The following is a 10,383-nucleotide window of genomic DNA, read 5'->3' as shown; positions in this document are numbered from 1 at the left end:
GCTTAGGCAGGTAAAGGCTTGTGCTTTTGTGCTGAGAATATTCTGCTAAATACGTATGCCGTTAAGAACATAGGGACATAGCTAAATAATAAATGATCAAAAGTCATTGGGTAAATGCTTCCGCTGGCAATCAGATAAAAGAGGAAGATTACAATCGAGTGGGCTACCGGCCTATCGTTGATCAATCTCTTATAACCCATTTTTTTGACCAGGTAGCTTTCAAACATGATCATTGTGGCAAGGATGGCTACAAAGATAAATACCCGCTTGAAAGGAAGGCTAAAATTAAACATCCAGTTCGGTGGGTTGATGAGCCTGATCAATCCGATATAGCCAAATCCAAGTGCCATTGTTACCGGAACAGAAACAATCAATGTTGCAATGCATACTTTCAATGTGTAAATTCGTGCAGGTTTCATGTTGAGGGTTAATTTGTTTCGTGAATATAATATATTATTCTTTGAATCTGTTTATCTGTACAATTGCCTGTGCGGGAAGTTGTGCGCGAAAAGCAAGATTAAACCTTTTACGATAAGTTAATTTGCCAGCCATTGCGATATGTTAAACTAAATTGTATTTTTGGCGGGTAAACGCTGAGAAACGTTTAATCCATACAAGCTTAATAAAACAAGAAAATTAATATAACTTATATTCATAACTTACAAAACATGAATTTTCCATCAGAATTAAAATACACTAAAGACCACGAGTGGGTTAAAGTTGAAGGTAACGAAGCTATTATCGGTGTTACTGATTTCGCTCAGCGCGAATTAGGTGATATTGTTTATGTTGATATCAATACTGTAGGCAGCGAAGTAGCAAAAGAAGAAGTTTTTGGTACTGTAGAAGCTGTTAAAACCGTGTCTGATTTATATATGCCGGTTACTGGAACGGTATTAGAAGTTAATGCTGAACTAAATGACAATCCAGAATTGGTAAATTCTGATCCTTACGGAAAAGGTTGGATGGTAAAAGTATCTTTAGCTGATTTAGCTGAGGTTGAAAATTTATTAACTGCAGAAGCATACCAGGAATTGGTAGGCGCTTAATTATTATATTTTGTACAAAGCACTGAAACAACAAAAATGGGCCGTTCTATGGACCATCGTAGTTTTAGTGCTTTGTAATATGGAAATTTCCGATTCTGTAGGTGGAAGCGGTTTTTTCTTTAAAGGCTTTGACAAAATGACCCACATGGGTTTTTTCTTTGTCTTATCGGTATTACTCTTCTACGGGAAAATAAGATATCAGCATACCTTTGCTTTCAGAACATTAACCATTTTTAAGATTTTACTCATCAATGCGGTACTTGGAGGCGGAATTGAACTGTTACAATGGAAAGTTTTTACCTACCGATCTGCAGAATGGTGGGATTTTGGCTGCGACATGTTAGGTGCGTCTATGGCAGTTTTTAGTTATGTATTGCTTCATAAATTAAATTTCAATGAAAACGAAAGTTAGCATCATCTGTGTAATTGTGGCTATAGCTTTAAGCGGATGCAGTATTTTTAAAAAGAACTGTAACTGCCCTAAAGTATATTATAAAAGCTACCCTTCACCACAAAAATAATCCCCCTTCCGATCGACTTTCCTTTTAGGTCTGATAGCCTTGCTAAAAAGCTGTATTTAAAATGTTACCAAGCTTTTAACACACCTTAACAAACCTTTGCGCCTTTCCCTAGTCTGATAGCTTAGTTTTGTATTATAATATCTAATTTTTTTGATGAAAAAAAACGTTCAGCGGGCAATATTCATTGTGCTCCTATTTTGTGGATATATTGCCCAGGCTCAAAATACTGGCTCAATAAGCGGTAAAGTAATTAACGCGAAAGATAAAAAGCCGGTTGATTTTGCTACAATAGCAGTTAAAAGCTTAAAAGATTCGAGTGTTGTGGCCTCAGGTCAAACCAATCCAGATGGATCTTTTAGTTTTAAGAGCATTGCCCCAGGTAAATATAGAATCTACTCCGCCTTTTTAGGTTTAAAAACAGCTACTAAAGATATAGAAGTGGCTAAAGCAGCAGTAAATGCCGGCGAAATTGCCATGAGCGATGACGGTGTTGATTTAAAAGATGTTAATGTTACCGCAACCATTCCAATTGTGGTAAAGAAAGATACCATTGAATTTGATGCCAAATCTATCAAAGTACGCGAAAACGCAGTTGTAGAAGATTTATTAAAGAAAGTACCAGGCGTAGAGGTGGCAAAAGATGGAAGTATTAAAGCCCAGGGTGAAACCATTACCAAAGTAAAAGTGGATGGGAAAGAATTTTTTGGAAATGATCCATTATTGGCTACCAAAAATTTACCAGCCGATATGGTTGATAAAATTCAGGTAATCGACGAGCTTTCCGAGCAGGCCCAGTTTACCGGTATTGATGACGGAACAAGAAATAAAATCCTGAACATTACAACCAAAAGCGGCATGAAACATGGTTATTTTGGAAACAGTACGGCAGGCTACGGTTCTGATGACCGTTATGATGCAAGTTTGAATGTTAATAAGTTTGATGAAGACAGGCAGATCAGTTTTATCGGCCAGTTTAACAACGTGAACAAGCAAAACTTTGGTCAGGGCGGTGGTGTAGGCAACGGATTTGGAGGCGGAGGTGGTCGTGGAGGCGGTGGTTTTGGCGGCGGTGGCGGAAGTAGCTCTGGCGGAAGCGGTGGTATCACCAATACCAATGCAGCAGGTTTAAACTTTGCCGATACCTATAAAGATGGTACACAGTTTCAGGCCAGTTATTTCTTTAACAAGGCAACTTCCGAAAGTATTCAAAACTCCAACACCCAAAACCTTGCTGGGGCTACTAATAATATTGCTGAAGATATAAATAATAATTCTGATCGGATTAACCACCGTTTTAATTTCATGGTTGATACCAAGATAGACCCATCTTTATCAATTAAAATACAGCCGAACCTGGCCTATACCGAAACCGATGGCAACAATTTGAATAGTTATACAAGAACGCTTGATGACGGCTCAACGGTTGGTACGCAAAGGAATACCACAACTGCTGCTACACCTAGCTTTAGCAATAATTTACTGATCCGCAAAAGCTTTAAACGCAGAGGCCGTACGTTATCATTGAATGTGAACACCAGCATAAACGATAATGACGGTACAAACCTTAACTATAGAGATGATAAAATTACGGAAGGTACAGCAACAAGAGACACCATTACCAATCAATTAAATAATACCAATAGTCATTCGATAAGTAATACCACAAGGGCGGTATATACCGAGCCTTTAAACAAAACCTTAAGCGTTGAGTTTAATTATCAGAATGGTTATTCGAATAGCGATTCGCATAGAGATGTGTTTAATTACAATCCCTTAACCCTGCAATACGATCTGGTGGATAATACCTTTTCTAATATTTATAACAACCGTACCTTAACCAATGCGGCAGGTGTAAGCTTAACCACTACCGAGAAAAAATACAACTGGAACATCGGTGTTGCTGCACAGCAGACTAACAGGGTAAACACCAATTTAACTACAGGATTAAAACGCACGCAGAATTTTATTAATATTACCCCTTCTGCACAGTTCAGGTATAACTTTAGTAACCGTAAACGTTTGTTTATTAACTACCGCGGTTCTACCTCACAGCCGAGTATCGATCAGATCCAGCCGATTCTGGATAATACCAACTCTCAAACGCGTTATGTAGGTAATCCGGCTTTAAAACCTTCTTTCAATAACCAGTTGAGGATCAACTTCAACAACTTTAATATCGAAAATGGCAGGTTCTTCTTTGCTGGTTTAAACCTTACCCAAACATTTAACGCCATTGGAAATACTGTTGTGCCTTTGTCAGGAGGTGTTCAACAGGTAAGTTACATCAATGTTGATGGTGTTTATGCAGGTAATGCCAATGCAACATGGTCTCTGCCTTTAATGGCAGAACGTAAGTTAACACTGAATATTTCTGGAAACGGATCATATAACAGAAATGTGAATTTTATTGCGGACCAAGAAAGCTCCGAACTGGTAAAAAATGTGACCAACAGTTATACCATTTCAAATGGTTATAAATTGGTTACCAATGTTGATAAATTCGATTTAACAGGAGGTATAACCGGTAGCTATACCAATTCTACTTTTTCTGCCAGGTCATCATCCAATACGCAGTATTATACCATTAACCCAAGTATTGATGTGAGTTATGTATTGCCAGCCAGTATCAGGTTAGCAATCGATATAGATTATTTTAGGAACTTTGGTGGCGGCGATCAATTTAACCAGGAATACACCATTCTTAATCCTTACATCAGTCGTCAGTTTTTTAAAAACAGGGGAACTTTCAAGTTTTCTGTAAACGATGCGCTTAACCAGAACACCGGCGTAAGCAGAACTGCTACAGGCACTTCAATAGTCGATTTAACATCCAATGTATTAAAACGTTATTACATGTTGTCGTTCACTTATTCTTTAACCCGTATTGGTGGAAGAAATATGGGCGGAGATATGCAGATGCCAGGTCAACGTGGCGGCGGTGGCGGCCAGCGCATAAGAATGTAATACTTTGCTGTAATCTGTCTTCTTCGATATATTGCCATTTCGTTATACTCCAGTCGAAATGACGATTTTACTTTAGAAAAGTCTCGGTTTTAACCGGGACTTTTCTGTTTTATAGCCATCAGGTTTTATGATTAAATGTATTGTTGACATTTATGTATTTCAAATGTTACCTAAGTAAAAATAAACCTTTATAAAAGTCGATAGTCTCTATGCTATAAACCAAACTAACCGAATGAAACGAATTTTTACGCTCCTTCTAATTTTATCATCTTTTTATGTTTACGCCCAGAAAACGGGTTCAGTTAGCGGACGGGTTATCCAATCAAAAGATAAAAAACCAATTGATTATGCCTCTATAGCGGTTAAAAACTTAACCGATTCTAGTATGGTTGGTGCAGTGAGCACAACAGAAGATGGAAAATTTGTTCTCAAGGGGTTAAAACCCGGCAGTTACAAGTTATATGCTGCATTTTTAGGCTTAAAAAATACCACTAAAGATTTTACCATCTCAACAGATAAACTTGATGTCATCCTGGGCGATATTGTTTTAGAAGGTGGCGCAATAGATCTTCAAACGGTTGATATTAAAGCAGAAATTCCGCCAATTGTGGTAAAAAAGGATACCCTTGAGTTTAATGCAAGCTCATTTAAAGTAGTAGAGAATGCTGTAGTTGAGGATCTGTTAAAGAAATTACCAGGAGTAGAGGTAGATAAGGCCGGAACAGTAAAAGCCCAGGGCGAAACCATTACAAAAGTTAAAGTAGATGGTAAAGAGTTTTTTGGGAACGATCCTTTATTGGCCACTAAAAACCTTCCGGCTGATATGATCGATAAAATCCAGATTATTGATGAACTGTCAGATCAGGCGCAGTTTACCGGAATCGATGATGGCTCGAGAACCAAAATTATTAATATCACCACCAGAAAGGATAAGAAAAACGGTTATTTCGGAAATAGTACAGGGGGGTATGGATCTAACGACCGTTACGATGTAAATGCGAACATTAACCATTTTAATCAGGATAAACGCTTAAGTATAATTGCACAGTTCAACAATGTAAACAAACAAAACTTTGGCGGTGGCTTAGGTGGAGGGAATGGCGGCAGTAATGGTGGCCGGGGCGGAATTACCGATACCAAAGCTGGTGGGTTTAATTTTTCGGATGAATATTCCGATCAAACCGAAGTTAGCCTGAGTTATTTCGTTAATAAATCTGATAACCTTATCCTGTCGAATAGTGTAAGGCAAAATTTATTGGGTAATGAAACTACGGTTTTTAATAACAATCAGGTCAATAATTCCGATCGGTTAAATCACCGCTTAAACTTTATGGTCGATACCAAGATTGATTCATTGACCTCACTTCGGATACAGCCAAATTTAAGTTATACCGATAACGAGAGCCTGAACAACAGCACCTATACCCGCGATTTTAATAAGTATATGATTACCGGATCACAATCGTTAAGAAATCACAATACTGCACCATCCATCAGCAACAACATTTTATTGCGTAAAAAATTTATGCGCAGGGGAAGAACGTTATCGTTAAATTTCAGTACCAATATCAACAGTAACGACGCTGATAATTACAACAATAACCCTGAGTTAAAAGATAGTGCAGGCGTGCGGACTCCAAAATTAACCAATCAATTTAACGATCAGGAGAGCGAGTCTCTCAGTCAGAATACAAGATTGGTATATACAGAGCCCCTGGATAAAACCTTGAGCTTAGAGTTTAATTATCAGAATGGTTATAACCACAATACATCCGATCGTTTTACCTATAATTTCAATCCAGCTACCTTACAGTACGATCTGTTGGATGAAACTTTCAGCAATGCCTATGAAAATACCATTTTAACCAACTCGGCGGGTTTTAGCTTTAATAAAATGGCGAAAAAATACAACTGGAATGTGGGCATGGCGGTTCAGAACACTGATCGCACAAATAACAATATCAGCAAGGGATTTGTACTCAAGCAGAACGTTTTCAACTATACACCTTCAGCCATGTTCAGGTATAATTTTAGCAACAGCAAACGCCTGGTGTTTAACTATAGGGGCAGTACAAACCAGCCAACCATTCAGCAGTTGCAGCCAATCCGGAACAATACCAATACACAAAGCGTTCCTGTAGGTAACCCGGATCTGAAACCCGAATTCAATAATACCCTTCGCGTAGCCTACAATACATTCACTGTCGGAAAAAACAGATCGTTATTCGTGAATTTAAACCTGACCCAAACCGCTAACCGGATTGCAAATAGCAGTAGCTTAATTCAAAGTGGCGAAGACCAGGGGAAACTGGCCATTACTCCGGTGAATGTAAGCGGTGTTTACTCAGGGGCTATTTCCTCTTCATTAAGTTTGCCGATTATGGCCGAGAATAAGCTGAATTTCCATATCAATGTTAGTGGTAGTTATGATAGGGATGTAAACTTTACCAATTCTTTAAAAAATATTACCAATAGCTGGTCTATTACCAATGGTTACCGCTTGGTTTCCAATTTAGATAAGCTCGATTTAACAGCTGGTTTAAATGGTTCGATTAACCGTGCAACTTACTCGGTTCAACCTAATTCTAATACACGCTATTATACCTTCAGCCCGAATATAAGTGTAAGCTATTTGTTCCCGGGAAATATCCGCTGGGCAATAGATGCCGATTATAACCAGAATACCGGAAGAGGAGAGGGTTTTGATACACATTTTACACTCGTAAATTCTTACATCAGCAAACAGTTTTTCAAAAACAGGGGAACCTTTAAAGCGGCGGTAAACGATCTGTTGAACGAAAACCAAGGCGTAAGCCGTACTGCCAATAACAACACCATTCAGGATGTAAGTTACAACGTATTGAAGCGTTATTTTATGTTTTCGTTTACCTATTCCTTAAACCGTATGGGGGGTAAAAACCGCATCAGGGGAGGCGAAGAAGGCGGCAGGAGCCATGGCGGTAATGGTGGTGGCGGCTTTGGCGGAGGCAGACAGCGGAACTAGATCATTTTAGGGTAAAGCTGTGTAATTTATATACCACACATCATTATCTTATTTGGAATAAATCTAAAGAAAGGTTAACTTGCGCCAAATTTAGCACATGAAGCTGTCGCACCTAAAAGTTGGAGAAAAAGGAACAATTGTAGCTTTTACAGATTTAGATATGTCTGTAAAGTTAATGGAGATGGGCTGCTTGCCGGGGGAAGTGGTAGAGGTAGAGCGTTTTGCTCCTCTGGGCGATCCAATGGCGATCCGTGTTGCTGGTTATCAGCTTTGCTTGCGTAAAAGCGAAGCCGATGTTATCATTATTCAATAAAAAAGCTGGGTTTGGATATTAAAGTTGCGTTAGTTGGTAATCCCAATACAGGTAAATCTACTTTATTTAATCGTTTAACAGGATTAAATCAAAAAATCGGAAATTTTCCAGGCATCACTGTTGATAAGAAAACAGGTTTTACAAAACTTGCCAGTGACAAAGAAGCCGAAATAATAGATTTACCCGGAACCTATAGTTTATATCCGAAAAGTGCTGATGAAAGCATCGTTTTTCAAGTGCTTGCCGATAAGAAAAACAATAGCCATCCTGATGTTATTGTCCTCATTGCCGATGCTTCCAATTTAAAGCGCAATATGCTTTTGTATTCGCAAGTGGCAGATTTAGGCATTCCTATGATTTTGGCTCTGAATATGATCGATCTTTCGGCTAAACAAGGGATCGAGATCAATCTGGATAAACTTGCAGAGAAACTGGGCGTTCAGGTGGTTCCCATTTCAGCACGAAACAATATTGGGATTGACAAACTAAAACAAGCCATTGCCAATACCAATAAAATTGCCACACAGTTGCAGGATGTAGATGTAAATTTCCTTGCTCCTGAAGCTATTAACGCCATAAAATCAAAACTTAATTCTGATAACGATTATTATGCGCTACAGGTTTTGCACCAGCATGAGCATTTAACTTTCTTTACCGAAAAGGAACAAGAAGAAATTGAAAATATAGAGCAGTCGCACCATTTCGAATCTTCAAAAATTCAGGCTGCAGAAACCATTGCCAGATACAAACACCTCAGTACTATTTTATCTGATGTGATTGTTGACAAGGGGACCGAAAAGAAGTTTTCTTTCAGTGATAAATTAGATGCTATTTTAACTCATAAGGTATGGGGATTTGCCATTTTCTTGCTGATTCTATTTGTTATTTTCAATGCCATATTTGCCTGGTCATCCTATCCAATGGACTGGATTGAGACTGGTTTTGGTTTTATTACGGGTATCGGTCACGAATATTTGCCGGCAGGCATGCTTACCGATCTGTTATTGGACGGTGTTGTTGCCGGGCTAGGTGGTATATTCGTGTTTATTCCACAGATTGCAATCCTTTTTGCCTTTATATCCATTTTAGAAGATACCGGCTATATGGCCCGTGTTACCTTTATGATGGATAAAATTATGAGCAAGGTTGGCCTTAACGGTAAATCGGTGGTGCCGATGATCGGTGGTTTAGCCTGTGCAGTTCCATCTATTATGGCTGCCAGAAATATCGAAAACTGGAAAGACAGGATGATTACCATCATGGTTACCCCATTGGTAAGCTGTTCGGCAAGGCTTCCGGTATATATTTTAATCATTTCGTTAATTATTCCTTCTCAAACCGTTTTAGGTGTTTTTAACCTGCAGGGACTGGCGCTGATGGTGATGTACCTGGTAGGTATTATTGCTGCGGTATTGGTGGCTTGGGTAATGAAATTCATTATTAAAACCAAAGAAAGGTCTTATTTTATTATGGAGTTGCCTGTTTACCGCATGCCAAGGTGGAAAAATGTGTTCTACACCATGTATGAGAAATCAAAAACCTTTGTTTTCGAAGCGGGTAAGGTAATCATCGCCATTTCCATCATCCTTTGGGTAATGGCCTCTTTCGGGCCGGGAAACCGTTTCGAAAGTATCGATAAAAAATACGAAACCGCTTTGGCCGATACCACAAAAAATACAGATCACATTAAAACCATAGTGGCTACAGAGAAGTTAGAAAACTCTTATGTAGGTATCCTTGGCCATTGGATTGAGCCTGCCATCCGCCCTCTGGGTTACGATTGGAAGATAGGTATTGGTTTAATTACCTCTTTTGCCGCCCGCGAAGCCTTTGTAGGTACTATGGCCACCATTTATAGTGTTGATGGCGGTGATGAGGATACAGGCACCATTAGAGAGCGCATGTCGGCCTCGGTTAACAGCCGTACGGGTTTACCTGTGTATACTTTTGCTACTGGCATTTCATTAATGCTTTTTTATGCTTTTGCTATGCAATGTATGAGCACGGTTGCTATTGTATACCGAGAAACTAAAGGCTGGAAATGGCCGGTTATCCAATTGGCTTACATGACGGCTATGGCCTATGTTGCCGCGCTTATTGCTTATCAGCTGCTGAAGTAGTTTACCAATACTTAGCGCTATCCTTTTTCAGATTGTCACCCTAAGCGTAGTCGAATGGCCTCGTTATAAATATGATTATTGAGGTTAGGAGGGCAGCGCCAGTATAACTTATTTGGGTTTCTTCCCGCTTTTCGTTTTACTTTGCCTACGGTTTCGTGTTCACTCCATCCGATAGCTATCGGATCGGGTCTAGGTGGCCCGTTAGGTAGTACTATTTTTGTCTAGGAGTATATGTGCCCTTCTCCGAGTCCTTATCTTGAACAGGTTATTGCGTTTGTCATCCTGAGCATAGTCGAAGGGCCAATAGGCAAATTGCTATTTATTGCACAAACCCTTGTTCCTAAACCCGGTAGTAGCGGTTCCGATTTTTCATCGGAATTAGCGAATAACGGGACTGCTGTTTCCGAAATCC

At 39.2% G+C, this 10,383-nt stretch carries 7 protein-coding genes; 6 read left to right on the top strand and 1 reads right to left on the bottom strand.

The genetic code is table 11. The annotated features are described in order from the left end of the window. Positions 1-2: 2 nt before the first annotated feature. Positions 3-419, bottom strand: a complete 417-nt coding sequence (locus ASU31_RS08305; protein WP_057931885.1) for a hypothetical protein — start codon at positions 417-419, stop codon at positions 3-5. A gap of 249 nt (positions 420-668) precedes the next feature. On the opposite strand from ASU31_RS08305, the gene gcvH reads away from it, so the two are divergent. From gcvH to feoB, 6 genes are all read left to right on the top strand, one after another. Next, entirely contained in the window at positions 669-1,049 is a 381-nt protein-coding gene (gene gcvH, locus ASU31_RS08300; RefSeq protein ID WP_057931884.1) for a glycine cleavage system protein GcvH, read from the top strand. A 10-nt stretch (positions 1,050-1,059) separates the two neighbouring features. Next, a complete protein-coding gene (locus ASU31_RS08295) occupies positions 1,060-1,461 on the top strand; it encodes a VanZ family protein (protein ID WP_057931883.1) in 402 nt (133 codons plus the stop codon). A gap of 262 nt (positions 1,462-1,723) precedes the next feature. After that, positions 1,724-4,534, top strand: a complete 2,811-nt coding sequence (locus ASU31_RS08290; RefSeq protein WP_057931882.1) for an outer membrane beta-barrel family protein — start codon at positions 1,724-1,726, stop codon at positions 4,532-4,534. 232 nt (positions 4,535-4,766) lie between these two features. Continuing rightward, positions 4,767-7,538, top strand: coding sequence for an outer membrane beta-barrel family protein (locus ASU31_RS08285; RefSeq protein WP_057931881.1), 2,772 nt, complete (start codon positions 4,767-4,769; stop codon positions 7,536-7,538). Between the two features lie 97 nt (positions 7,539-7,635). Continuing rightward, complete coding sequence (locus tag ASU31_RS08280) at positions 7,636-7,851, top strand: FeoA family protein (protein ID WP_055913318.1); 216 nt, start codon at positions 7,636-7,638, stop codon at positions 7,849-7,851. 11 nt (positions 7,852-7,862) lie between these two features. After that, positions 7,863-9,971 (top strand): ferrous iron transport protein B, encoded by a 2,109-nt coding sequence (feoB, locus tag ASU31_RS08275; protein ID WP_083505308.1) that lies wholly within the window; start codon positions 7,863-7,865, stop codon positions 9,969-9,971. Positions 9,972-10,383 lie beyond the last annotated feature (412 nt).

Origin of the sequence: Pedobacter ginsenosidimutans, assembly GCF_001442625.1 — a bacterium.
Taxonomy (GTDB): Bacteria; Bacteroidota; Bacteroidia; order Sphingobacteriales; family Sphingobacteriaceae; genus Pedobacter; species Pedobacter ginsenosidimutans.
This window is presented reverse-complemented; position numbering and strand designations above follow the sequence as displayed.